At 35.4% G+C, this 24202-nt stretch carries 25 protein-coding genes and 1 tRNA gene (1 of these 26 cut by a window edge); 12 read left to right on the top strand and 14 right to left on the bottom strand.

The features are described 5' to 3' along the window. Positions 1-10 precede the first annotated feature (10 nt). Positions 11-1657: a RagB/SusD family nutrient uptake outer membrane protein gene (locus RTY06_RS02560; protein ID WP_312822573.1), complete on the top strand. Its 1647-nt coding sequence runs from the start codon at positions 11-13 to the stop codon at positions 1655-1657. A 122-nt stretch (positions 1658-1779) separates the two neighbouring features. On the opposite strand, the gene prfA is transcribed toward RTY06_RS02560, so the two are convergent. Together prfA and RTY06_RS02550 are read right to left on the bottom strand one after the other, a co-directional pair. Next, positions 1780-2868 (bottom strand): peptide chain release factor 1, encoded by a 1089-nt coding sequence (gene prfA, locus RTY06_RS02555; RefSeq protein WP_312822572.1) that lies wholly within the window; start codon positions 2866-2868, stop codon positions 1780-1782. A gap of 392 nt (positions 2869-3260) precedes the next feature. Continuing rightward, entirely contained in the window at positions 3261-3536 is a 276-nt protein-coding gene (locus tag RTY06_RS02550) for a hypothetical protein (protein ID WP_312822571.1), read from the bottom strand. Positions 3537-3809: 273 nt separating this feature from the next. Here RTY06_RS02550 and fumC point away from each other — a divergent pair, with 273 nt between their 5' ends. The 3 genes from fumC to RTY06_RS02535 all read left to right on the top strand — a co-directional run bounded on the left by fumC (position 3810) and on the right by RTY06_RS02535 (position 6248). Next, complete coding sequence (fumC, locus tag RTY06_RS02545; protein ID WP_312822570.1) at positions 3810-5204, top strand: class II fumarate hydratase; 1395 nt, start codon at positions 3810-3812, stop codon at positions 5202-5204. A 79-nt stretch (positions 5205-5283) separates the two neighbouring features. After that, complete coding sequence (locus RTY06_RS02540; protein ID WP_312822569.1) at positions 5284-5844, top strand: Crp/Fnr family transcriptional regulator; 561 nt, start codon at positions 5284-5286, stop codon at positions 5842-5844. 74 nt (positions 5845-5918) lie between these two features. Continuing rightward, on the top strand, positions 5919-6248 hold the full coding sequence (locus tag RTY06_RS02535) for a multidrug efflux SMR transporter (protein ID WP_312822568.1): 330 nt from the start codon (positions 5919-5921) through the stop codon (positions 6246-6248). 123 nt (positions 6249-6371) lie between these two features. On the opposite strand, the gene RTY06_RS02530 is transcribed toward RTY06_RS02535, so the two are convergent. Together RTY06_RS02530 and RTY06_RS02525 are read right to left on the bottom strand one after the other, a co-directional pair. Continuing rightward, positions 6372-7082 (bottom strand): ABC transporter ATP-binding protein, encoded by a 711-nt coding sequence (locus RTY06_RS02530; RefSeq protein ID WP_312822566.1) that lies wholly within the window; start codon positions 7080-7082, stop codon positions 6372-6374. Positions 7083-7208: 126 nt separating this feature from the next. Further along, a complete protein-coding gene (locus RTY06_RS02525) occupies positions 7209-8672 on the bottom strand; it encodes a DUF5687 family protein (protein ID WP_312822564.1) in 1464 nt (487 codons plus the stop codon). Positions 8673-8855: 183 nt separating this feature from the next. On the opposite strand from RTY06_RS02525, the gene dnaB reads away from it, so the two are divergent. Both dnaB and rnhA read left to right on the top strand, forming a co-directional pair. Next, entirely contained in the window at positions 8856-10427 is a 1572-nt protein-coding gene (gene dnaB / locus RTY06_RS02520; protein WP_312822563.1) for a replicative DNA helicase, read from the top strand. A gap of 75 nt (positions 10428-10502) precedes the next feature. Next, complete coding sequence (gene rnhA, locus RTY06_RS02515) at positions 10503-10979, top strand: ribonuclease HI (RefSeq protein ID WP_312822562.1); 477 nt, start codon at positions 10503-10505, stop codon at positions 10977-10979. 23 nt (positions 10980-11002) lie between these two features. Here rnhA and RTY06_RS02510 read toward each other — a convergent pair whose 3' ends face one another. Further along, positions 11003-11311, bottom strand: coding sequence for a cytochrome c (locus RTY06_RS02510; protein WP_312822561.1), 309 nt, complete (start codon positions 11309-11311; stop codon positions 11003-11005). An 88-nt stretch (positions 11312-11399) separates the two neighbouring features. Between RTY06_RS02510 and meaB the strand changes: the two genes are divergently transcribed. Beyond that, positions 11400-12386, top strand: coding sequence for a methylmalonyl Co-A mutase-associated GTPase MeaB (gene meaB, locus RTY06_RS02505; protein WP_312822560.1), 987 nt, complete (start codon positions 11400-11402; stop codon positions 12384-12386). Here meaB and RTY06_RS02500 read toward each other — a convergent pair whose 3' ends face one another. From RTY06_RS02500 to RTY06_RS02490, 3 genes are all read right to left on the bottom strand, one after another. Then, on the bottom strand, positions 12387-12902 hold the full coding sequence (locus RTY06_RS02500) for a DUF4251 domain-containing protein (protein ID WP_312822559.1): 516 nt from the start codon (positions 12900-12902) through the stop codon (positions 12387-12389). A 70-nt stretch (positions 12903-12972) separates the two neighbouring features. Next, positions 12973-14079, bottom strand: coding sequence for a glycosyltransferase (locus tag RTY06_RS02495; RefSeq protein ID WP_312822558.1), 1107 nt, complete (start codon positions 14077-14079; stop codon positions 12973-12975). A 2-nt stretch (positions 14080-14081) separates the two neighbouring features. After that, entirely contained in the window at positions 14082-14297 is a 216-nt protein-coding gene (locus RTY06_RS02490; RefSeq protein WP_116035893.1) for a uroporphyrinogen decarboxylase, read from the bottom strand. A gap of 169 nt (positions 14298-14466) precedes the next feature. Here RTY06_RS02490 and RTY06_RS02485 point away from each other — a divergent pair, with 169 nt between their 5' ends. From RTY06_RS02485 to RTY06_RS02475, 3 genes are all read left to right on the top strand, one after another. After that, positions 14467-16992, top strand: a complete 2526-nt coding sequence (locus RTY06_RS02485; protein WP_312822557.1) for an ATP-dependent Clp protease ATP-binding subunit — start codon at positions 14467-14469, stop codon at positions 16990-16992. Positions 16993-17142: 150 nt separating this feature from the next. Beyond that, positions 17143-18330, top strand: coding sequence for a tRNA 2-thiouridine(34) synthase MnmA (gene mnmA, locus RTY06_RS02480; protein WP_312822555.1), 1188 nt, complete (start codon positions 17143-17145; stop codon positions 18328-18330). 197 nt (positions 18331-18527) lie between these two features. Then, complete coding sequence (locus tag RTY06_RS02475) at positions 18528-18836, top strand: hypothetical protein (RefSeq protein WP_312822553.1); 309 nt, start codon at positions 18528-18530, stop codon at positions 18834-18836. A gap of 74 nt (positions 18837-18910) precedes the next feature. Here the strand turns inward: RTY06_RS02475 and RTY06_RS02470 are convergent, their stop codons facing one another. Genes RTY06_RS02470 through RTY06_RS02450 form a run of 5 tightly spaced genes read right to left on the bottom strand, consistent with a single transcriptional unit; the run spans position 18911 to position 22412 of the window. Then, positions 18911-19696: a hypothetical protein gene (locus RTY06_RS02470; protein WP_312822551.1), complete on the bottom strand. Its 786-nt coding sequence runs from the start codon at positions 19694-19696 to the stop codon at positions 18911-18913. A 7-nt stretch (positions 19697-19703) separates the two neighbouring features. Beyond that, on the bottom strand, positions 19704-20447 hold the full coding sequence (locus RTY06_RS02465) for a LytTR family DNA-binding domain-containing protein (protein WP_312822549.1): 744 nt from the start codon (positions 20445-20447) through the stop codon (positions 19704-19706). A gap of 38 nt (positions 20448-20485) precedes the next feature. Further along, a complete protein-coding gene (locus RTY06_RS02460) occupies positions 20486-20788 on the bottom strand; it encodes a 2TM domain-containing protein (protein ID WP_312822548.1) in 303 nt (100 codons plus the stop codon). Then, entirely contained in the window at positions 20775-21074 is a 300-nt protein-coding gene (locus RTY06_RS02455; protein WP_312822547.1) for a 2TM domain-containing protein, read from the bottom strand. The genes RTY06_RS02460 and RTY06_RS02455 overlap by 14 nt, the downstream gene beginning before the upstream one ends. A gap of 18 nt (positions 21075-21092) precedes the next feature. After that, positions 21093-22412 (bottom strand): 2TM domain-containing protein, encoded by a 1320-nt coding sequence (locus RTY06_RS02450; protein ID WP_312822546.1) that lies wholly within the window; start codon positions 22410-22412, stop codon positions 21093-21095. Positions 22413-22599: 187 nt separating this feature from the next. Between RTY06_RS02450 and RTY06_RS02445 the strand changes: the two genes are divergently transcribed. After that, a complete protein-coding gene (locus tag RTY06_RS02445; protein WP_312822544.1) occupies positions 22600-22797 on the top strand; it encodes a hypothetical protein in 198 nt (65 codons plus the stop codon). Between the two features lie 270 nt (positions 22798-23067). After that, positions 23068-24108: a PA0069 family radical SAM protein gene (locus tag RTY06_RS02440; RefSeq protein ID WP_312822542.1), complete on the top strand. Its 1041-nt coding sequence runs from the start codon at positions 23068-23070 to the stop codon at positions 24106-24108. Positions 24109-24181: 73 nt separating this feature from the next. Here the strand turns inward: RTY06_RS02440 and RTY06_RS02435 are convergent. Beyond that, positions 24182-24202: transfer RNA gene (locus RTY06_RS02435), tRNA-Asn, on the bottom strand (it continues 153 nt past the right edge of the window).

Below are 24202 nucleotides of genomic sequence, written 5' to 3'. Positions count from 1 at the left end.
ATTAAATCTCATGAAAAAATCAATATTCATATTAGGTGTCCTTGTTGCGTTGTTTAGTTCGTGCAACGATTTTATAGAGGAAGACAACTTATCTTTTGTTTCTGCTGATGAAACATACAAAACAGCAGCTGGTTTCCAATTGCTTGTGAATACAAACTATGCGTGGCAAAAAGGCATCTATGGTGGTGATCCTTGGCTCTTCGTTGCAGGTACAGACATGTATGCAGAAGGGAGATCTCCAGAACCTGCCGGGTTGAGCCAGTATACCCAGTTGATCCCGTCTGCTGAAGGTGTAGAGCAATTGTATACTACTTGCTATCAATTGATTCAATCTGTTAATAAAACGGTTTATTATTCTACACTTACTGAGCAAAATGCTAATGTTCCAGCTCTAGTTGGGGAAGCTAGATTTTTAAGAGCGAATGCCTATTTCTTATTAGTACAAACTTACGGTGGGGTTCCTATTGTGACAGAAAACTTTACTTCGCCGGTTCTTCAGTTTGACAGAAATAGTGCAGAAGAAGTTTATGACTTTATCATAGCCGAATTAGAAGCTTCTTTGGCGAGTGTTGGAACATCCGCATATAGCGCTACAGGCAAAGTGAACAAAAAAGCTGTAAATGATTTATTAGCAAAGGTACACTTGACACGTGGATATGAAAGCTTCGGAAAGCCGACGGATTTTGCGACCGCGGCTACATATGCAGATGCCGCAATTGCTGGACAAGCTTTGTCTTTGTCTTATGATCAGTTGTTTGCTCCGGGAAATGACTTGAATGCAGAAACAATATTCTCTGTTCAATACGACCCAAAATCTACTTCTACTTCGCCAACAACATTAGGAAATAAACAGTTCTACTATTTCAGTTCTTATCTTGGAGGTTCTGAAACAGGAGGTTCTGCACCACTTAGAAGCTACAATCTTTGTCCTACTAATTATGCTTTGAGTTTATTTACCAAAGAAGACTCAAGATGGACGGCTACATTTATGAATGTGGTTTATGAAAAATATTATGATTTTTATAGAGCGCCGGATAAGAATGTGCTGAAGATCAAACATTTCTATTCTCCAAAATGGTTTACTGCGGCAGATAAAACGACCTGGTTGACAACAAATGAAGCAAAGTTGGCAACTGGTTTTGTATATCATGATTGGGGAACTTATGATGCGGCTTATACACTTACGAAAAATTTAGATTATCAGACCATTCCGGTTAAGAAATTTGATGATCCAGCGCTTACCACACCATCTAGCACAGGTCCTGTGAGCACAAGAGACATTATTACTGCAAGATTAGGGGAGACTTATTTGATAGCAGCAGAAGCTTATCTGAAAGCTGGAAATCCTGCAGTAGGTTTACTAAGGTTAAATTCAGTAAGGACGAGAGCTGGTGTAGCTCCAGCAAAGGCTTCCGAGTTCAATATCGATTATATCTTGGACGAAAGAGGTAGAGAGATGCTGGGTGAATACACAAGATGGTTTGACCTCAAAAGAACAGGGAAATTGGTTGAGCGTGCTGTGATGCACAACTACAGGATTCCAAGTGCAGCAAACTTCAATGGAAACAATGGACAGTTAAAAATTCTTAGACCAATTCCACAAATTGTAATTGATCTTAATCAAAATAAAAATTTTCCGCAGAATCCTGCTTATTAATGATTAAACTTATTTTAGGACGGGACATAAAAATAAGAAAAAGCTCAATGAAATTTCATTGAGCCTTTCTCTTATTAATTAAGTTAAGAATCTAATATCTAACTTCTAGATTCTAACATCTTCTACGCAATTCCTTCTTCCTCTCCTTTTAGTTTCTCCGCATTTTCAGCCATAATCACAGCGTCCATCATCTCTTGGATATCGCCATTCATATAAGCATCAAGATTATAGATTGATTTATTAATTCTATGGTCGGTAACTCTACCTTGCGGATAATTGTAAGTTTTGATTTTTGCAGAACGGTCACCTGTTGAAACCATTGTTTTTCTCTGAGCTGCAATATCACCAACCACTTCCTGAAGTTTAATATCGTACAATTTCGCTCTCAACATTTCCATAGCTAATTCTCTGTTAGCCAACTGAGAACGAGCCTGCTGACAAACCACAACCAATCCGGAAGGTTTGTGTGTTAATTGAACTTTTGTTTCAACTTTGTTAACGTTCTGTCCACCGGCACCGCCAGAACGTGAAGTTTGCATTTCTATATCAGCAGGATTGATTTCCACATCCACTTCTTCAGCTTCCGGCAAAACCGCAATCGTAATTGCAGAAGTATGCACACGACCTTGAGATTCAGTCTCCGGAACACGCTGTACACGGTGAACTCCAGATTCGAATTTCATAATTCCGTACACGCTTTCGCCTTGTACTTTCATAATCAATTCTTTGTAACCTTTGGACGCTTCACTAGAATCAGTAACTTCGTGTTTCCAGCCTTTAGTTTTGAAATACATCGTGTACATTCTGTACATATCTTCCACAAAAATTGCTGCTTCATCTCCACCAGTTCCGGAACGCATCTCCAGAATGATATTTTTATCATCGGCTGGGTCTTTTGGAATCAAAAGATATTTTAATTCTTCCTCAAAAGCAGGAAGTTTATTTTGGGCTTCGTACTTTTCCTGTTTTGCCATTTCCACAAATTCTTTATCAGAACCGTCGGCAATGATTTCGTCTGACTCAGCAATGGTATCAAGAGCGCTTTTATATTCATCAAATACTTTTACGATTTTTCCCAAATCGCTGTATTCTTTGTTAAGTGTAGAATATTTTTTTTGGTCAGAAATCACATCCGGTTGGATGATAAGGTCTGCCACCTCGTTATATCGTTGTTTTATCGCTTCCAGTTTCGGAATTAATGACTTAGACATAGGTAAATTTTAGTTTGCAAAGATACGGAATTAAGAAACAAGAAGAAAGAGCCAAGAATCAAGAAAAATAATTTGATTTTTTTACCACAAAGGCACAAAGTTTTTGCGCAAGGTTCACTAGGTTAATCTTTAGAAATTGACATTTAATTATGTTCTTTGCGAATATCTTAGAAACAATTTAAAAATTAATAAAACCACATAGACACATAGAGAATGCAATATTTACTTTTAAAAAAAATAAAATAGAACTAAGCACATTCCTATTTTATCTTAAATCTATACAAAACTATGTGTCTATGTGGTTAAAAAAGAAAATCCACTCTCAAAAGAATGGATTTATTATATATTGTTTCGCTTTGAGTGCAATCTCTCACGAAAAGAAAATTGCCAAATTAATGATGGTGACCGTGAGAAACTGGTTTTTCTCCTGCTGGTCTTTGGTAGATTACTTCTACATCTTCCTGCTCATAAAGCTTTTTGTATCTGATTTTTTCTGGATCAAAGTTTTTGTTGATTTTCCCAAAATATTCTGCTACTCCTTCTGTTAACCAAAGTGGTACGATGAATCCGAAGAACATCAAAATACACCAAAATCCACAAATCATCATGGTGAAGAAATAAACAGTCCAAAGAAATTGGTAAACCGGCCAGAATGCTGATAACATCATAATGCTATATATTTTGAGCAAAAATAGAGGTTTTTATTCTATCTCACAAAATTTCTGAATTGATTTTTTTCATTTTGCCGAATTTTTAGTTTTTAGTATTTTCGTAAGGTTGTAAAAATCAACAAAATCAAAGGGTGAAAATTCCTAAAAAGATGGGAACCCAATAGCCCCGATTGTAGCGGTTACCCCGCAACTAGCCTTGGGAAAAGCCTTGGCGTGAGGAGTATGAGCGGAAAGCGGGATTAAGCTTCTAATAAATTTAAAAATTATACAATGAGTTTCAGAATCGAAAAAGACACGATGGGCGAAGTGCAAGTGCCTGCAGAGAAATTTTGGGGTGCGCAAACGGAGCGCTCTAGAAATAATTTCAAAATCGGTCCGGAAGGAAGTATGCCTCGCGAAATCATCGATGCATTTGCTTACCTGAAAAAAGCAGCAGCTTTTACCAACGCAGAATTAGGCGTTCTTTCTAATGAAAAAAGAGATGCAATTGGAAAAGTCTGCGACGAGATTCTTGCAGGAGAATTGTATGACCAATTTCCTTTGGTAATTTGGCAAACCGGTTCCGGAACACAATCTAATATGAATGTGAACGAGGTTGTTGCCAACAAATCTCACGTCAACAGAGGAGGACACTTAGGTGAAAAAACTGAAGTTCACCCGAATGATGATGTAAACAAATCTCAGTCTTCTAATGATACTTATCCAACAGCAATGCATATTGCAGCTTACACTAAGGTTGTAAAAGATACGCTTCCTGCTTTGGAAAAATTGAGAAATACGCTTGACGAAAAAGCGAAAAAATTCCAAAATATTGTAAAAATCGGAAGAACGCACCTTATGGATGCAACGCCTTTGACTCTTGGACAAGAATTCTCTGGTTATGTTGCTCAATTGGATTATGCGAAAAAGGCGATTAATAATACGCTTGACCATTTGAAAGAATTGGCTCTTGGTGGAACTGCGGTTGGAACAGGACTTAACACGCCAAAAGGTTATGATGTCGTAGTTGCTAAATATATTGCAGATTTCACAGGGCTTCCTTTTGTAACAGCTCCGAATAAATTCGAGGCTTTGGCGGCACACGACGGGATTGTGGAAACTCACGGCGCGTTGAAGCAATTGGCGGTTTCTCTTTATAAAATTGCTCAAGATGTTAGATTGTTAGCTTCTGGACCACGTTCTGGAATTGGTGAAATTCATATTCCGGAAAACGAACCAGGTTCTTCTATTATGCCTGGAAAAGTAAATCCTACACAGAACGAAGCTTTAACAATGGTTTGTGCACAAGTTCTTGGAAATGATACTACTATTTCTTTCGCAGGAACGCAAGGAAATTACGAACTAAATGTTTTCAAACCTGTAATGGCAGCGAACTTCTTGCAGTCTGCACAATTGTTGGCGGATGCAATGATTTCTTTCAACGACCATTGTGCTGTTGGAATTGAGCCAAATGAACCGAGAATCAAAGAATTGGTTGACAAATCCCTGATGTTGGTAACTGCGCTTAACACGCATATCGGTTACGAAAACGCAGCGAAAATCGCTAAAACGGCCCACAAGAATGGAACTACTTTGAAAGAAGAAGCAGTTAATCTTGAATTATTGACAGCAGAACAATTTGACGAGTGGGTGAAACCAGAAGATATGGTTGGAAGTCTTAAATAGAAAATAGACTTTTAGACAAAATATAATAGACAAACTCCGAGAATTGCCTCGGAGTTTTTATTTTTACTAAATTTCGCTTATGAATATTGATATAATTCTTGACCAAATTTTTATACTTCCAGAAGAATCGAAATCTGATTTAAAGAATTTGATTTCTGAAATCGAGTTTTCGAAAGATAACATTATTATCAAAGCTGGAAAAGTTGAGAAAACGATTTATTTCATCAAAAAAGGAATTGTGAGAGCTTTTGTTCCGCAGGAAAATCAAGATTTGACGTTTTGGTTTGGCAAAGAAGGCGATGTGGTTTTGCCGATGAAAAGTTATGTTGATAATCATCAGAATTATGAGAATATTCAACTTTTGGAAGATTGTGTTTTGTATCAATTGAAAATCGATGATTTGAGGCAACTATTTGAAACTGATATCAATATTTCGAATTGGGGAAGAAAATTAGCTGAGAAAGAATTGGTAAAAACTGAGGAATTATTTATTTCCAGACAGTTCAGAACAGCAAGTCAGCGTTATGAAGAACTTTTGACAAAACAACCCGAGATTATCCAGAGAGTTCAATTGGGTTACATCGCTTCATATCTGGGAATCACACAAGTCAGTCTGAGCAGAATCCGAAGCGAAATCTGATTAATTTTTTAACATTTGTAAAAAGATTCAAAGTATTTGATTCGGAAATTTGCACCATTAAAATTGATAAATAAATGAACTGGATTTTTTTAATTCTTGGAGGACTGTTTGAAGTTGGATTCACATCTTGTTTAGGAAAAGCCAAAGAAACATCGGGCGCAGAATCTTACCTTTGGTACGCAGGTTTTGGAATATCTTTGATTGCAAGTATGCTTCTATTAATCAAAGCAACACAAACACTTCCATTAGGAACGGCTTATGCAGTCTGGACTGGAATTGGCGCTGTTGGAACTGTTTTGGTTGGGATTTTTATCTTTAAAGAACCGGCAACCTTTTGGCGACTGTTTTTTATTTTCACATTAGTTGCTTCTATCGTTGGGTTGAAAGCAGTTTCTTCACATTAATACAAAAGCCTCAGAAGTTCCGAGGCATTTATTTTTTTCAGAGAAATATTCTCGCAGATTTCGCAAATCGAGCAGATGAAATGTTAAATCTGCATTATCTGCAAAATCATCGAGATATTAAATTCAACTAACCGAAACTTGGTCTGCAAAATATTGCTCCAAATCTTTCAATGTTTCCGGAGAAGTTTGGATATCTTTTACCAATTCGCCTTTGTTGATGACTACAATTCTTTCGCAAACTTCTGTCGTGTGCGCCAAATCGTGACTGGAAATCAAGAATGTTGAATCTGAGTTTTGTGACCAATCTCTAATGAGGTTTTTCAGTTTGATTTGGGTTGAAGGGTCAAGATTAGCAAAAGGTTCATCTAGGATGATAATTGCAGGTGTTCCAATTAAAGCACCGATGATTCCTACTTTTTTCATATTTCCTTTGGAAAGGTCGCGGATATATTTTTTGGCATTCAGGATTTCTCCATTGAAGAAATCGGTGAAGTTTTTCAGGAATTGGTCCACGTTAGCTTTGCTTTGACCTCTAAGTTCGCCTAAGAAATAGAAATATTCTTCAGGAGTCAAATAACCAATCAGAAAAGTTTCATCAATAAAAGCTCCGACTTTGTTTTTCCAATTTTCGGATTCGTTGACTTTTTCTTCATCTATGGAAACAAAACCTGAACTTGGCTCAATCAAATCCAGAATCAAACTGAATAAGGTGGTTTTTCCGGCACCGTTATTTCCGACTAAGCCAATGGTTTGACCTTTTTGGAAATCAAGTGATTCTATTCCTAAGACTTTTTTTGTTTCGTAAATTTTGGAGAGGTTATTTATTATTATCATTTTATTAATATTTTAAGAAGTGAGAGTTTTTTTGAACACAAAGTCCACAAAGATTTTTTTGATAATTATTGAAAATATTTTAAGGTTCACAAAGGCGTAAAACTTAACAAAGAAAAAAATTTAAGTTTAATTTCCTTTGAAGGCTTTGATGGTTGAATATTTTTCTTTTTTGTAAAGCTTGACAATGAAATCGAAGAACTTTTCCCTAAGAAAAAAGCCAATCAATCCCAAAACGCCCAAACTTGCCACAGCCGCAGTTGTTCCGAAAAAATATTTTGAAACTCCGAAAACCACCATTGGTAAAACCATTTGTGGCAGAAGCAGCAGGATATTTTTGAAACTGAAATTATTTTTCTTGCCTAATGTTTTTCCTCTCGCATTAAGGTCAATCGGATTTTTGTTAAATGCTCCCGACAACAAAACGACCTGAGAATTGACGCCGACATTGTAAAGTCCGGCAGCTAAAAACGTAAAATACAAATCCCAACTCACAAACGCATAACCAACTGCTAGAACCATACTCATAGCAACAGCGCTCACAATCATCCACCATTTAGCTTTCAGATATTCTTTGTAGGGAACGTTGAGCGTCATCATTAATGGATAATATGAACTATCAAATGAAGGAACTCTCTGTCCAAACAAAAACAGAAACCCACCAGTTACGAAAAGCCCCATAAACAATTGCATATAAGCCGTTTTGTAAGCGGGAGAACTGAATAAAAGCAAACCATAAAACAAGAACAGAAAACTTCCCAAAGCGATAGATTTTGCTGCTTTGCTTCGTTTTATCATTCGGATATCGTTGTTGATAAAAGTTCCAAGAACGCCGTATTTATTCAGAAATTGGATATTTTCTGTATTTCCAACTTCCTGTTTCATTTCAAGACCTTTGTCGAGATAGAAATTGCCTCGGATGTATTTTCTCGTGAAAACGAAACCGACAATCATCATTACAATCGGGACAATAATGAGCCACCAATGATTATAGAAACTCATAAAAATCATTTCGGAAACACTTGATAATGAAATGATTTTATAATAATCTAATCCAGCTGCAAAAACCAAAAGTCCGCCTACAATCCACACAACTGCATCTTTTCCATTCAGAAGAATGTTCACAAAATTGCTGAAAAACGTGATAATGATGATTGCAAAAATCCAAGAGAAACTTCCTGCAACAGAATAGCCATTGTAAAGTAAAATTCCTAAAAGCGGAAGGTAAACAAAAAGTCCACCCCAACTGAAAAATGAAAGAAAAGTCTTGCTAATCATATAATTGACCAGCGTACTTTTTTTGATATTCATTGTCAGAAAAGGTTTGATATTCTGAGTTGGCATTTGCTGGAAAAAATATCGTAGAAACAAATCTGCCATCAACCAATAAATTAGAAACTTGCTAATGAAAGGCAATGGGTCGATATGCAATTTTTGCTTCGGAAAATAGAATACACCAAATGCCAGAAAAACAAATAAAGCTAAAATGTACAAGACTCCCAAAAGCTGGAAAATCTTAACAATAATATTGGCTGCCAAAGAACTGGACCTGAAAAAACTTTTGAATTCTAATCTGATAAATCGTTGCAGCATAGGACTAATATTTTTGTTAAATTTAATAAATTCGGAATTTGCTAATATTTCTATCTATTAAGTTCCATTTTTCGAGAAAATGTTACAAATTATTTTAATTTATCAACATTTGAATACGTAAAATGTTAGTTGTTTGCATATAACTAAAATTGATAAAACTTTCAAAAATTATATCTTTGTACAATGGCACAAAAGGACACATTATCATCGCTTACGCAGGGTAATTTTGCAAAGGAGCTCTCTATTTCGGATGGCAAAATGCCTCCAAATGCATTAGACTTTGAGAAAATCGTCATCGGAACTTTTCTAATCGATAGAAAGGGTCTAGATCATTCTATTGACTTATTGACACCCGAAGTTTTCTACGACCCGAGACATCAGACGATTTTTGCTACAATTCTAAAACTGTATGAAAGCAATTCACCAATTGATTTGATGACTGTTATTCAGGATTTAAAAAAGAATGAAAAACTGAATCTTGCCGGCGGTGACCATTACATCATCGATTTGACAATGGGTGTAAGTTCTTCTGCGCATATCGAATACCATGTGCGTGTGATTCTTGAAAAATATATTCTTCGTTCTTTAATTAATGTTTCAGCCAATGTTATCGATAGTTCTTACAAAGAATCAACCGACGTTTTCGAATTGTTGGACAAAGCTGAACAATCGTTTTTTGAAATCACGAATGGAACCATTAAGAAGGGTTTCGATACCGCGAATTCATTAGTAAAAGAAGCGATTGACAAAATCAAAGCGCTTAAAGATAAAGAAGGATTATCCGGAGTTCCATCTGGATTTACAGCTCTTGACAAAGAAACCGGAGGTTGGCAAAACTCTGACCTCATCATCATTGCAGCAAGACCTGCGATGGGTAAAACGGCGTTTATACTTTCTATGGCGAGAAACATTTGTGTTGACCACAATATTCCAATGGCACTATTCTCTTTGGAGATGGCATCGGTACAGTTGATTACAAGGATGATTTCTTCAGAAACTGGAATTTCTTCTGAGAAATTGAGAAAAGGTCAAATGTCAGATGATGAGTGGCAAAGACTCTTCACCAACGTTTCTGCTTTGGAAAATGCGCCACTTTATATTGATGAAACGCCTTCACTTTCTATATTCGATTTTAGGGCAAAGTGCCGAAGATTGGTAATGCAACACGGCGTTAAAATGATTATGGTCGATTATCTCCAGCTGATGACCGCTAGTTCCGGAAAAGGAGGAGGAAACCGTGAGCAGGAGATTTCTATGATTTCTCGTTCCTTAAAAGCCATCGCAAAAGAATTGAATGTCCCTGTAATCGCCCTGTCTCAGCTTTCCAGAAGTGTGGAAACAAGACCAGGCAAAAGACCGATGCTTTCTGACCTTAGGGAATCCGGAGCGATTGAGCAGGATGCGGATATTGTATCTTTCATCTTTCGACCAGAATATTATAAAATTGCGGTTTGGGACAATGACGAAGAAGGCGCGGAAACGAGTACAGAAAACCAAGCCGAAATCATTATTGCAAAACATAGAAATGGTGCAACGGCAGACGTTCGTTTAGCTTTCCACAAAAACATTGGTAAATTCGCCGACCTTGGAACGAATTACGAATATACGCCTTCCAACTTTGGACAAAAAGACGAGCCTTCTGGATTTGATAAAATAAATATCACCATTGACCCAGGCGCAGCCTTTGGATTACCTAACAACAATCAATTGTCTGGTTCTGCAATGAATGATGACGATGATGATATGCCTTTCTAATGTAATGATTGATAAATAATAGTTGATAATTGATTTGAATACAAAACAACAATTAATCATTAATTTTTTTCTAATTTGAGAATCGAAATCTTTACAGACGGCGCTTGCAGTGGAAACCCCGGACCTGGCGGTTACGGAATTCTAATGCGTGTTCCCGAAAAAAAATATCAGAAAACCTACTCCAAAGGGTTCCGGAAAACCACGAATAACAGAATGGAATTGATGGCTGTTATCGTGGCTCTTGGAAATCTGAGAACTTCAGATAACGATGTTCATATCTATACTGATAGCAAATATGTTGCAGACGCCATCAATCAAAAATGGATTTACGGTTGGATAAAACGCGGTTGGAAAAATGTGAAAAATCCCGACCTTTGGCAAGTATTTTATAAACTCTATCAACTTCACAATCCTAAAATCCATTGGATAAAAGGTCACGCTGGTCATCCAGAAAATGAAATTTGTGACCAATTAGCCGTGGCTGCAACCAAATCTGGAAAATTGGAGATTGACTCTTATTTTGAGAATCACAGTGATGGTGGGATTTTTTAATCTATGCCGATTATTTCATAAGCTTATTTCTTCGCATTAGCGTTCACGTAAGCCAAAACCCAGTTGGTTTCTTCTGCCGTCAATTTTGCTTTTGGCGCCATTGCTGCCATAATCGGCTTCCAATCGGCAACGGTGTACTCTGAAGGTGTTGGTAAGCCGTGACATCTCCCGCAACGTAGGCTGTACAAATCTTCTCCTTTTTTAAGAATCTCTTCATTAGAAAGATTGGCAATTGCAGAATTTGTTTCAGAAGTTGGAGATGTTGTTTGTTGCGTTTTACAAGAATAGACAATTACGCCCAATAGACACAAACTGTATAGGTATTTTTTCATTATTTTTGAATTTGATTTTATCAAAAGTAATCAATTTGGTTGCAGATAAAACTAGCCAATCGTAATTTGTAATTATTCCAAATTCCCAATGACAAAACAACTCAGCTTGCAGGATTATATCGATGGAATCCAATCTTCGGACAAAAGGATTTTGGGAAAAGCGATTACACTTGTCGAAAGTAAAAAGCCTGAGCACAGAAAAATCGCAGATCAATTACTGAAAGAAATCTTACCATTCACAGGAAAATCTGTGCGAATTGGAATTACAGGCGTTCCCGGTGCTGGAAAATCAACTTTTATAGAAAGCTTTGGAAAATTAGCAATTGAACAAGGGAAAAAAGTGGCTGTTTTAGCAATTGATCCAAGTTCATCCATCAACAAAGGAAGTATTCTCGGCGATAAAACTAGAATGGAAGAACTTGCTAAAGATCCAAATGCGTTTATCCGTCCAAGTCCAAGCTCCGGATTTTTGGGAGGGATTGCGAATACCACTTTTGAAAGTCTTTTGATTTGTGAAGCTGGAGGTTATGATTACATATTAATAGAAACTGTTGGCGTTGGTCAAAGTGAAACATTAGTGAATGACATTACCGATGTTTTTCTTTTTCTGAAAGTCATCGGAACCGGTGACGAATTACAAGGAATTAAGCGTGGAATAATGGAAATGGCGGATTTGATTTTCATTAATAAAGTCAATTCTGAGAATCTTTCTAACGCTAAAATGACAAAAACCGAATTGACAAGAGCATTGCAATTTATCACTCCGAAAGAGAAAAATTGGAAAATTCCCGTGATTCTTGGTTCAGCGTTGGAGAAAACAGGATTGGATGAAGTCTTTAATAAAATTGAAGATTATACTTCGTTAAAAATAAAAAACGGAACTTTCCTAGAAACCAGAAAAAATCAAGCGCAAAAACGCTTCGAATTTTGGGTAAAAGAGTATATTCTTGAAAAGGCAAAAAATGACCACTTGCTGGAAAATTCTTTCCAAGAACATAAAAAAAATGCTTCAGAACTGTTTTCTAATCCAAGTTCTGAAGCGAGAGATTTTGTAAAGAAATTATTGGGTAATTAATTATTTCGGCGCTGAAATGTTTCCATCAAAACTTATTGGTTGTCTGTTATTCGAATTTATTGATAAAAACGCACTTCCATTTTTGAGAATCTCCAGATTGAAAACATAATTTTCTTGCTGGTCTCTTGGTGTAATCACAAAAAGTGTTTTTCCTTTTTTGCTCGTAGATTGTTTTATAGAAAATTCTTTGGATTCGAATCTAATTCCACCATTATTCGCATCGCCCGGATTAACCGTAAACGCTCTTCCAAAATAAGGCAAAGCCACACTGAATAAATCTTTTTTCAAATTGAATCCATAACCAGGATCAAGATTCAGAATTCGAGTTCCTGTAGAATTTGGCATCGAATTCATTACATTAATGACATCATAATTCGTAGGAAATGCCTTAGTTGCGTTGAAATCAAATTCCTTTTTCTCCACAACGGAGCCTAATGTTGCTGGATCCAGATAAACCTGACTACCACAACTTGCAGTCATCAAGGCAAAGCTTATTATCAATATAAAAGATTTCATTTTATTTATTTTTTAGAGTAGTATTGTATCAAAAATCGTACAAGCTTTAGATATGAAAAACAAGAAAAGCTTAATAACTGTGTTCCAATTCTTTTCTAGAATCGCTGAAGATTTTCAGAATTTTATCTTCCTCATTTTCCCAACAAAGTTCATCAGAAGCGACATTTAAGTTATGAAGATAAAAGGCTTTTCCATTATTTAAAACCAGATTTATTTTCTCCGCAAGATGCTCAGGAGAATGATTTTCAATAATTTCTCCCACTTCGAAAGAATTGACAATGTTCGTCATTTCTGGAAAATTGGAAACCACAACAGGAACTCTCGACTGGATGTAATCGGAGATTTTGTTGGGCAAAGAATAGTAATAACTTAAGCCATTATTTTCCTCGATGCTCAAACCAACATCAGCTTTTGGTGTAATCTCACGAAGGTCAGAAGGACAAAGTTTTCCAAGGAATTTGACTTTATCCAAAACATTAGCGGTTTTTGCAACTTCCCGAAATTCAGCTTCCAAAGGACCTCCTCCAGCAATCCAAAGCTCTGCATTTTCAATAGATTGCATTGCAAGAATCGCTTTATCAATTCCTCGGGAATAATTAAGCCAACCTTGATAAAGAATTATTTTTTTTGAATTTTCCTTAGTTCCTGTAAACTCAATCTTTCTAGGAAGATTGTTGATTACAACCGGTTTATTGATTTCATATTCTTTCACAAACCAATTAGCGTATGAGTTACTTGCGGTAATCATGCGTTTGATTTTTGGTACAAATGTCTTTTCTATTTTTTTCCAAACATGTTTTACCCAACGTCCTTGGATTGTCGGCATTTCCGTAAAAATCTCGTGGCTGTCAAAGATGATTGGAATATTGAGTTTTTTGGAAATGAGATAATTTGGCATTAAAGTTTCTAAATCATTGGCTAACAAAATGGTCTTATTGTCAGTATGTTTTAAGAGTTCTTTATAAAGTTTTCTTTGATATTCGATATATGCAAAACGCAGTGTTTTCGATTTCAATTCAATCCTGAAAAAACGGTAAGGACGCTCCATTTCCGGCGCTCCAAGCCAATTACAGCCAATTAGAATAGGTTGGTAGCCATTATCATAAAGTGTTTTACATACCTTTTCCACTCGCTGGTCGGTATATAAATTATTGAAAACACTTACGATAACTTTCATTTTTAATCCTTTTTAAAGATGTTATAGACTTGGATCAAAGCAAGAATCCCATTAGGAATAATGATTGGCCAAAGCATTCCACTATAGACTCCATAAATAACAAAACAGATGCAACCCAATAAATTAACAGTTCTGATCGTTTTAATATCTTTCAGCAGAAAACTAGCAACCACAAAGGCAGAAGCTAAATAACCCACATATTCTGACCAATTTTCCATTAATAGTTTTTTTAAGGATTACAAACCTAAACAATTTTTTAAAAAAAATCAGGTCATAAAGTCCATTTTTTTCTAATGGCAATCTATTTGCAAACAAATATTTAAATTTTACAATAAATAATTGTAGGATTTATCATAAAAAACATAACTTAGTGTATAATTTTTAATTATGGATTATAAATTTTCAGACGGTTTGAACCGCGTGTTCAAGCAAAGCAAAAATGAAGCAAGGCGTTTGCAGAGTGAATTTCTGAATACAGAACATTTCCTTCTAGGAATCATCAAAACTGAAAATTCTGCAAAGGAAATCCTCGAAAACTTAAGCGCGGACCTTACTCAGATAAAAAGAAAAATAGAAACCCTAAGTGCTGTGAATTCTAATCCATTTACCGCAAATATGGGAAGCATTTCTTTTACAAAAATGGCAGACCAAGCTGTTAAAAGATCAGAATTGGAATGTCGCCAGTATCAATCTGCCGATATCAATACTGTCCATCTTTTATTAGGGATATTGTATAAACAAGAAGATCCTAGTTCAAGTATTCTTCAAGCTTACGACATAGATTATGATGCAGTTCAAAAGGCATATAGAACGATGTTGAAAAACACAGATCAATTGCCGCAAAATAGTGCTTACGATGATGAGGATGAAAAAGAAGAACCTTACAGCCAAATGAAGAAGCCAACGGGTAATCTTGGTGCTCAGAAAAGTAAAACACCTACACTAGATAATTTTGGTCGTGATTTGACAGCTCTTGCAAGAGACGGAAAATTAGATCCTGTTATTGGGCGTGAGAAAGAAATCGAACGTGTTTCTCAGATTTTATCAAGAAGAAAAAAGAACAACCCTCTTTTGATTGGTGAGCCTGGAGTTGGTAAATCTGCAATAGCAGAGGGATTAGCTTTGAGAATTCAGCAGAAAAAAGTTTCCAGAGTTCTTTTCAACAAACGTGTCATTACTTTGGATTTGGCAAGTTTGGTTGCTGGGACAAAGTACCGTGGACAATTCGAAGAAAGAATGAAAGCGATAATGACGGAATTGGAAAAAAATAGAGATGTCATTCTTTTCATTGATGAGTTACATACAATTGTCGGCGCAGGAAGTTCAACAGGAAGTTTGGACGCTTCCAATATGTTCAAACCGGCTTTGGCAAGAGGAGAGATTCAATGCATCGGAGCTACTACTTTGGACGAATATCGCCAATACATAGAGAAAGATGGAGCTTTGGAAAGAAGATTCCAGAAGGTAATGGTTGAACCAACTTCTATCGAGGAAACGATTCAAATTCTTCACCAGATCAAAGATAAATATGAAGACCATCACAATGTTCATTACAGTGATGAGGCCATCAATGCTTGTGTGAATTTAACTTCAAGATATATTACAGACAGATTTCTTCCAGACAAAGCAATTGATGCAATGGACGAAGCTGGTTCTAGAGTTTATATCAAGAATATGAAAGTTCCTACGGAAATCATCGATCACGAAAAACGTATCGAAGAAGTTAAGGACTTGAAACAACAGGCAGTAAAAGCTCAGGATTATCTGGAAGCAAGAAAATTGAAGGACGAGGAAGAAAGGCTTCAAATCGAATTGAATCTTGCTCAAGAACAATGGGACAAAGACGTCAAAGAGAAAAAAGAAGATGTTACAGAAGAAAATGTAGCAGAAGTTGTTTCTATGATGAGTGGAGTTCCTGTAACAAAAGTTGGTAAAAATGAGCTTGATAAATTGGCTCAAATGGATGAAAAACTGAACGGAAAAGTTATTGGTCAGCAAGACGCTGTTAAAAAAGTAGTGAAAGCTATCCAAAGAAACAGAGCTGGTCTTAAAGACCCGAATCGTCCAATTGGAACATTCATTTTCCTTGGAACTACAGGTGTTGGTAAAACCGAATTGGCGAAAGTAATGGCTCGCGAATTATTTGATTCTGATGAAGCATTAATCAGAATAGATATGAGTGAATATATGGAGAAATTTGCCGTATCAAGATTGGTTGGTGCGCCTCCAGGATACGTTGGCTATGAAGAAGGTGGTCAATTGACAGAAGCTGTTCGTAGAAAACCTTATGCTGTTGTTTTGTTAGATGAAATTGAAAAAGCGCATCCAGATGTTTTCAATATCTTATTGCAAATATTGGATGAAGGTTTTGTAACGGATTCTCTTGGAAGAAAAATTGATTTTAGAAATACAATCATTATTCTAACTTCGAATATCGGAACCAGAGATTTGAAAGATTTCGGAGACGGAGTAGGATTTGGAACTTCTGCGAAGAAAACCAATACAGATGCAAGAGCAAGGTCAACCATCGAAAGTGCTTTGAAGAAAGCTTTCGCACCAGAATTCTTGAACAGAATTGATGATATTATTATCTTCAACTCTCTTGAGCAGACAGATATAAGAAGAATTATCGACCTAGAACTTGGAAAACTTTACAGCAGATTAGAAAAATTGGGTTATGGTGTAGAATTGACAGATGAAGCCAAAGATTTCATTGCTGAAAAAGGCTGGGACAAAGACTTTGGAGCAAGACCTCTGAAACGAGCTATCCAAAAATATATCGAAGACTTGCTTGCAGAAATGCTTGTCAACAAACAATTTGGTGAAGGCGAAAAAGTTGTTCTTAAACTAAACGAAGCCAAAGACGGATTAGAAGGAGAATCGCAGAAAGAGAAAAAACCAGAAAAAATTTAATTAAATAAAAGACCGATGAAAATTTTCATCGGTTTTTTTTTATCGATTTTTTCAATTATAGAAATTGGAGTGAATTTAATAATCAATTATCGTATTTTTGCAACCTCAAACTAAGAACTCCCGTCAAGAGTTTCGTAAAATTGAAAAACAATGAAAATAGTAGTAGGCCTTTCCGGAGGCGTAGATTCTAGCGTGACCGCTTATCTTTTACAACAGCAGGGTCACGAGGTTATCGGACTTTTTATGCGCAATTGGAATGATGCGTCGGTAACTTTGGAGGACGAGTGTCCTTGGATAGAAGACAGTAATGATGCGCTTCTCGTCGCACAAAAATTAGGAATTCCTTTTCAGGTAATTGATATGAGTGAACTCTACAAAGAAAGAATTGTAGATTATATGTTCGATGAATATCAGAAAGGCAGAACGCCAAATCCTGATGTACTTTGTAACAGAGAAGTGAAATTCGATGTGTTTATGAAAACGGCTTTATCACTTGGTGCAGAGAAAGTGGCGACAGGACATTATGCGCGAGTTCATTCAACAATTGATGAAAATGGAAAAGAAATTTTTCATCTTTTAGCCGGAAAAGATAACAACAAAGACCAAAGTTATTTCCTTTGTCAACTAAGTCAAGACCAATTATCAAAAGCGTTGTTCCCGATTGGAGAATTAACAAAACCTGAAGTTCGTGAAATTGCGAAAGAGCAAGGTTTGGTAACGGCTGATAAGAAAGACTCTCAAGGACTTTGCTTCATTGGAAAAGTAAGTTTACCGACTTTTCTTCAGCAACAATTGGTTCCGAAGGAAGGCGAAATTGTAGAAATCTTCAATGACTTTGCTGAATTCCATAAAGAAACGCCAACTTTTAATTCGAAATTGGAAGAATTGGAATATCTGTCTGCAAAAATCAATTATAAAAAAGAGGACGGAAAAGTGATTGGCAAGCATCAAGGCGCACAATTTTTCACAATCGGACAAAGTAAAGGTTTGGGAATCGGCGGACACAAAGAAAGTTGTTTCATCATTTCCAGAGAAATGGAAAATAATATCATTTTCGTTGGTGAAGGAAGAAGTTTCCCTGGACTATTCAGAAAAGCTTTGAAAATCGATAATTCTGAAGTTCATTGGGTTCGTGAGGATTTGAGATTGAAAAACGGAGAATCTATGGAAGTGATGGCCAGAATCCGTTATCGCCAGACTTTGGAAAAAGCTACGATTTATCAATTCGAAGATGGCTTTTATATGGAATTTGAAAATCCTCAGTCTGCGATTGCTGAAGGACAATTTGCTGCTTGGTACATCGATGATGAGTTGATTGGAAGTGGAGTGATTTCTTAAAATCCTTTAGAATAAAATATTAAAACCGGCTTTATGAAAATCTCGTAAAGCCGGTTTTGTCTATACATTTGAATTCCTCGTCGGTAAATAACAATCATTCTTCTACAACTCCCTAACAATGGTACTTTCAGGCACCAATATTGAATCTTATTAAACAAGAACGCTAATCAATATTAACATTAAAAATTTTAGAAATTATGAAAAAGTTAGTTTTAGCAGTAAGTTTAGTTATCGCATTCACTGCTAGTGCACAGAAAAGAGACAATGGAATGAGAAACGTAAAAGTTGAAACTCATCAATATCAAAAAGATTTTGCCGGAATCCGTTTGAATCCCGCTCAGCAAAAGAAAATCGATAGGTTGTCAAGAGAAAGATTGAGCGAAAGAGAATATAACGCAAGAATCAGAAAAATCCTGAACAAACAACAATATGAGAATTATATGGCTTACCAGCACAAAGACTGGAAAAAAGACAGAGATTTTGCAATGAATGATCCTAGAAGATAACCCAATTTCACACTCATAATATTTTAAGTAGAACGCTCGAGAATATCGGGCGTTTTTATTTTAATATCTAAATTTCACGTTAAATCTTTTAGAGTTGAGTTTATTAATTGTTCAATTTCTTGCAAGGAACCCATATCAAGACTTTCTAAAGTAACACTTATCTTTTCATAGATTAACATCGACTCTTTTTCGTCCATTTTTTTTCCATTAAACTCCTTCGCAATTTCATCTATGCTTTCAGATAACAATTTGAATATTCCAATCTCTTTAAAAATATTGAACAACTCATTTCTGAAATAAATTATTTTTCCTAAATGTAATTTTTGATATCCCGAAAGTTCTCGAACTTTTGACCAATCGTTTCCTGCTCTACTTGCAAAATGATTTCCGTAGTAATCTCGTATTGAGTCATAATAACAATTTTCAAAATCATCTTCACTTGGATTTTCTTCTTTTTTATAGTAAAAAATATTAAAATACCCTCCTGAAAACAGATAAATAAAATAATGCAGTAATTTCTTTAAATGCTTCGTTTCCTCTTTTATTTTTTCTTCATCTTCTTTATTAAAATAACTTTCATTTTTTTGTCCATAAAAATCTAAATAACCTCTAGGTCTTTCAGAAGCAATAAAATAGTTTAATTCTATTTGTTTAACATATGATTGTCCCGATTCCGGCGATAAAAAAGAAATTTCTTTAAATCCGCCAAAATCATATCCAAGTTTTTTAGCGATAATATTTCCAACGATATGTCCCACTTCGTGCCAGACGTGAGATATGTTCTCTTCCATTTCTAATTTTTCATTATTATTAAATGAGTTTCCGAGGCTATTTTTGTCTTCAAAAGTAAAGTCAGACATATTAAATTTATTTTATTAGCCAATCTTTAAAATCCTTCACTCGTTCTCGACTAACCGTAATTTCTTCATCAGGTTGAAATTCCAAATCAACTTTATAATTCGGGGAAGTATGGATGTTTTTGATGTAATCTGAACTGATGATAAACTGTCTGTTCACTCGGAAAAACTTAGTGTCTTCCAACACATTTTCCAGTTCGTCCAAGGTGAAATCTGTTGGATAAGTTCGTTCTTTGGTTTGCAGATAAACAATTTTATTTTCGCTGAAGAAACAACTTACTTCATTAATGGAAACCACTTTTAGATTATATCCGATTTTTACCAAAATTCTGGAAAGTGTCGATTTTTCCTTTCGAACAATTTGTCTGATTTCCTGCGAATTAACTGTTTCGTCTTCTGGTAAGAACGATTTAAATTTTTCAATAGCTTTTGCTAAATCTTCTTCTTCAATTGGTTTTAAAAGATAATCGATACTATTCAACTTAAAAGCTTTCAATGTGTATTGGTCAAAAGCGGTTGTGTAAATGATAAAAGCCTTGGTTGAAACTTTATCAAAAATATCAAACGATAATCCGTCTCCTAAAACAATATCCGAAAAAATCAATTGCGGATGTTCATTTTCCTGAAACCAATCAACCGCTTCTTCCACAGAATTAAGGCTTGCAACTAACTCTAAATCAGAAAATAAACCTAATAATTTTTCAAGTCTTCTGACTGCAGGTTTTTCGTCTTCGATGATTATCGTTCTTATCATTTTTATAGTTTTTTATTGAATCGAAATTAAGGAAAATATTATTTATTTTTTTCCATCAATTCTCTGATTTTTCGCTCTTCCCAATCTTTTCCAAGAACAAACTGAGGAACAAAAACACTCAGTCCGTGCGCCACCAAACCTATTCCCCAAAAGAATAATGTGATGAAATTCTTATATTGAAAATAACTTTCACCAGGTTTCAAATCCTGAATATTAATAAACACAATCAACAGATTAACAAAGATGTAAATCGCCAAATGTGTATAAAACCCTTTCAATTTTTTCACTCTTCTTCTGGCTTCAAGATATTTGATATCGTCTTGTTTATTAATGATTTCCATTGTTTTGCTTTTTAATTTCTTTATTAATCATATCATTCTCCCAATCAGAATTGAAGAAAAATAACTTTACGCCTTTGATTGCCAAAATCAATCCCCAGATGATGAAAATCCAAGAAACCTGCATCTCGCCAAGATTTTGAGGAAAGCCGTGTTTGAAGAATTTGACACCGTAAATCACTCCGAACACGATTGCAAAAACAAGCAATCCAGAATAGAAGTTTTTGATTTTTTTCACTCTTTCCACAGCCATTTCGTAACGTGGATTTTCTTTATTAATATTTTCCATTGTGATAAGTTTTTTAAATTATTTCTGATTGTTCATAATTTCACGGATTTTCTTTTCTTCCCAGTTTTTTCCGATTGCAAAGACGTTCATTCCGTGAGCCAATAGTCCGATTCCCCAGCCTAGCATTGGCCAATAAAACCAAAGTTGTCTTGGAGAGGTCATAAGGTTAAGGATTACCAAAAACGGAATGATAATGCAATATGAGATAAGATTTCCATAGAATCCTTTGATTTCTTTTACTCTTTTTACTGCTTTTTCGTAAGCAATACTTTCTGTTTCTTGTGTGGTGTAAGCTGTCATTGTCTGAGATTTTTTTTCTATTAATATTGGTATTTTAACTTTAAATGTCTGTTCTGTTTTTTCTATAAAAACATTGTCTTTTGTAAGAAGTGCGTAACGCTGAACAATATTTGCCAAACCGATTCCTGCACTTTCTTTAAGTTGTTCTCTTATTTGGAGATTATTTTCGATGGAGAGAAATTTTCCTTCTGTTAAGATTCTGATATTCAATGGTTTTGATGAGGTTGCAAAATTGTGTTTGATGCAATTTTCCAACAACAATTGTAACGAAAGCGGAACCACGAATTTTTGCAAATCATCAGGATTAATATCAAAAGTAAAATCAACACTGTCTTCGAATCTGGTTTTCAGAAGATTGCAGTATATTTTAGCAAATTCTATCTCGTCTTCCACTTTTACCATTTCCTTATCTTTCTGTTCCAAAACATAGCGGTAAATCTTTGACATCGATGTCGTGAATTTCTGTGCCTGTTCAGGATTTTCATCAATCAAAGCGGTTAAAACGTTCAAAGAATTGAAAAGAAAATGCGGGTCCAATTGATTCTTTAACGATTCAAATTGCGCGTTGGCAGATTTTGCGATTAACTTCTGTTCTACAACTTCTTTTTTGGTATTCTTTTTCAGTTCCTCCATAAAACCCTTGGCGTGGAGAAAAGCCGATATCATCAAGGCGATATTAATTGTGAACCAATTGATAAAATTATATTTACCCGAGAAGAAAGTTTCTGTTGTCGCTGTTTTCTGAATCACAACAAAATTCAGGTAACCACATAAATAACTTACCACAACATTCACAATCACTAATGCAATGATTCCAAAAATGGTTCGAGTTCTGGTTTGTTTTGCCCAAGGGAATTTTTTGTTTAGAAATTCATTTGTCAATCCATTACTGATTCCGATAAAGAACGAATACATCAAACAAACCAAAAGTCCATAGAAAAAGTTTTCCACCGTTTTCTCATCTGTATCTACGATGAAGAAAAAAAGGTTAACTCCAAAACCTACCCAGAATAGCGGTATGATATTTTTTCTTTGCATTTCTTAATTTCTTGGTTCAAAATTATGTCAGAAAGAAAAGTTAAGCAATTATATGTGACCGAACTGTTAAAAAATTCGACTGAACTGTAAAAAGTGTCATTCAGAATCTTAAATTTTTGATAAGATTGATATCGGCACGTCAAAAAGGAACATCTTTTGCTTCACAAAAAGCCAAAACTTAATATATATGAACAGGAACCTAGAAATAATATTTGCCGGAATCTTTGGGACAACAGCTGTCCTGAGTGCCTTTTTTGTAAGGAAATATTTGAAAAACAAAGTCTACAACAGCGACTATTCTGACCACCATTTATTATTCGGAAATTCTAAAAAAAGACATTATGCTTCTCCGAATGACGGCGTAGAATTAGATGCATTCTTATAACACACACTATTTTAATTATACAAATTTCCGGTTCTCACGAGCCGGATTTTTTTGTGGAAAACTTTCCAGAATTTTAAGATATTTTTCATTTCTCAAGTTATAATTTTGAAACAATAATTCCAATCAATTTTATCGCAAATCAAAGATTAGACGAAGTCAAAGGCGGAAAGTTTTTTTCCTTATTAACTTATTTAAGTCGCAAAGCTTTGCGACTTAAAACGATTTACTAATAAATTTAATTTGCGCCTTTGCGTTAATTTTCAACAACTTATGTCAGATTTAATTCCAAAAGGTCAAGGCGCGCAACGCAATGTCATCAACCGATTCGACAGATATACTTTCGAGCCGGAAGACTATGAATTGGAAAAAATCAAAACTCAGGTTACAGAAGTTTTTCCAAAGACAATTATCAATGTTTTGAAAAGTACGGATCTTTCAATGGATTATTCTATGAATCCGTATCAAGGTTGCGAACACGGTTGTTCCTATTGTTTTGCGCGACCAACTCACGAATTTTGGGGTTATAGCGCAGGAGTTGATTTTGAAAGAAAATTGATGGTCAAGAAAAATGCGCCAGAACTTCTGGAAAAAACATTTCAAAAGAAATCTTACATTCCAAAACCAATTATGCTTTCCGGAAATACAGACTGTTATCAACCCATTGAAAGACAATTTGAAATCACCAGAAAACTCCTTCAGGTTTGTCTCGATTACAGACATCCGGTTTCCATTATTACAAAAAATGCTTTGGTTTTGAGAGATTTGGATATTCTTGAAAAAATGGTGGAAAAAAATTTGATTTCGGTTTCGATGAGCATTCCGACGCTTAACGAAGACTTGAGAAGAGTAATGGAACCACGAACTTCCACCGCAAAAAACAAATTGAAAGCCATTGGAGTTTTATCTGAGAAAAATATTCCTGTGAATGTGATGATTGCACCTGTCATTCCGGCTTTGACAAGTGAAGAAAGTTTATCCATTATGAAATCCGTTTCCGAAGCTGGCGCAAGAAGTTGCGGTTATACTTTGGTAAGACTAAATGACACTGTTGAACCTGTTTTTGTTCAATGGTTGGAAGCGCATTTCCCACACAGAAAGGATAAAGTCCTGAATCTCATCCGCTCAATGCGAGGCGGAAATCTCGGTGAAAAACGATTTTTCCAACGTTATCAAGGCGAAGGAAACATCGCAGAAATGATTCATAAAACATTTGAAATTGGGAAGAAGAAATTTTTTAATAACAGAGAAAGAGCAATCCTCACAACCGAACATTTTACAGGAAGCAAGACACAACAACTGAGATTATTTTGATCCTTAAAAATATAAAATATTCAAGCTACAACCTAATAAAAACAAAAAACCACTAGATTAATCTAGTGGTTTGCTCCTCTTGCTGGGCTCGAAC

This window comes from Epilithonimonas sp. (assembly GCF_032055105.1).
Lineage (GTDB): Bacteria > Bacteroidota > Bacteroidia > Flavobacteriales > Weeksellaceae > Epilithonimonas.
This window is presented reverse-complemented; position numbering and strand designations above follow the sequence as displayed.

Excerpts from the sequence above, each read along its gene's own strand:
- RTY06_RS02560 (WP_312822573.1), top strand. The coding sequence starts at position 11 with ATGAAAAAATCAATATTCATATTAGGTGTCCTTGTTGCGTTGTTTAGT.
- prfA (WP_312822572.1), bottom strand. The coding sequence starts at position 2,868 with ATGTCTAAGTCATTAATTCCGAAACTGGAAGCGATAAAACAACGATAT.
- RTY06_RS02550 (WP_312822571.1), bottom strand. The coding sequence starts at position 3,536 with ATGATGTTATCAGCATTCTGGCCGGTTTACCAATTTCTTTGGACTGTT.
- fumC (WP_312822570.1), top strand. The coding sequence starts at position 3,810 with ATGAGTTTCAGAATCGAAAAAGACACGATGGGCGAAGTGCAAGTGCCT.
- RTY06_RS02540 (WP_312822569.1), top strand. The coding sequence starts at position 5,284 with ATGAATATTGATATAATTCTTGACCAAATTTTTATACTTCCAGAAGAA.
- RTY06_RS02535 (WP_312822568.1), top strand. The coding sequence starts at position 5,919 with ATGAACTGGATTTTTTTAATTCTTGGAGGACTGTTTGAAGTTGGATTC.
- RTY06_RS02530 (WP_312822566.1), bottom strand. The coding sequence starts at position 7,082 with ATGATAATAATAAATAACCTCTCCAAAATTTACGAAACAAAAAAAGTC.
- RTY06_RS02525 (WP_312822564.1), bottom strand. The coding sequence starts at position 8,672 with ATGCTGCAACGATTTATCAGATTAGAATTCAAAAGTTTTTTCAGGTCC.
- dnaB (WP_312822563.1), top strand. The coding sequence starts at position 8,856 with ATGGCACAAAAGGACACATTATCATCGCTTACGCAGGGTAATTTTGCA.
- RTY06_RS02510 (WP_312822561.1), bottom strand. The coding sequence starts at position 11,311 with ATGAAAAAATACCTATACAGTTTGTGTCTATTGGGCGTAATTGTCTAT.
- meaB (WP_312822560.1), top strand. The coding sequence starts at position 11,400 with ATGACAAAACAACTCAGCTTGCAGGATTATATCGATGGAATCCAATCT.
- RTY06_RS02500 (WP_312822559.1), bottom strand. The coding sequence starts at position 12,902 with ATGAAATCTTTTATATTGATAATAAGCTTTGCCTTGATGACTGCAAGT.
- RTY06_RS02495 (WP_312822558.1), bottom strand. The coding sequence starts at position 14,079 with ATGAAAGTTATCGTAAGTGTTTTCAATAATTTATATACCGACCAGCGA.
- RTY06_RS02490 (WP_116035893.1), bottom strand. The coding sequence starts at position 14,297 with ATGGAAAATTGGTCAGAATATGTGGGTTATTTAGCTTCTGCCTTTGTG.
- RTY06_RS02485 (WP_312822557.1), top strand. The coding sequence starts at position 14,467 with ATGGATTATAAATTTTCAGACGGTTTGAACCGCGTGTTCAAGCAAAGC.
- mnmA (WP_312822555.1), top strand. The coding sequence starts at position 17,143 with ATGAAAATAGTAGTAGGCCTTTCCGGAGGCGTAGATTCTAGCGTGACC.
- RTY06_RS02475 (WP_312822553.1), top strand. The coding sequence starts at position 18,528 with ATGAAAAAGTTAGTTTTAGCAGTAAGTTTAGTTATCGCATTCACTGCT.
- RTY06_RS02470 (WP_312822551.1), bottom strand. The coding sequence starts at position 19,696 with ATGTCTGACTTTACTTTTGAAGACAAAAATAGCCTCGGAAACTCATTT.
- RTY06_RS02465 (WP_312822549.1), bottom strand. The coding sequence starts at position 20,447 with ATGATAAGAACGATAATCATCGAAGACGAAAAACCTGCAGTCAGAAGA.
- RTY06_RS02460 (WP_312822548.1), bottom strand. The coding sequence starts at position 20,788 with ATGGAAATCATTAATAAACAAGACGATATCAAATATCTTGAAGCCAGA.
- RTY06_RS02455 (WP_312822547.1), bottom strand. The coding sequence starts at position 21,074 with ATGGAAAATATTAATAAAGAAAATCCACGTTACGAAATGGCTGTGGAA.
- RTY06_RS02450 (WP_312822546.1), bottom strand. The coding sequence starts at position 22,412 with ATGCAAAGAAAAAATATCATACCGCTATTCTGGGTAGGTTTTGGAGTT.
- RTY06_RS02445 (WP_312822544.1), top strand. The coding sequence starts at position 22,600 with ATGAACAGGAACCTAGAAATAATATTTGCCGGAATCTTTGGGACAACA.
- RTY06_RS02440 (WP_312822542.1), top strand. The coding sequence starts at position 23,068 with ATGTCAGATTTAATTCCAAAAGGTCAAGGCGCGCAACGCAATGTCATC.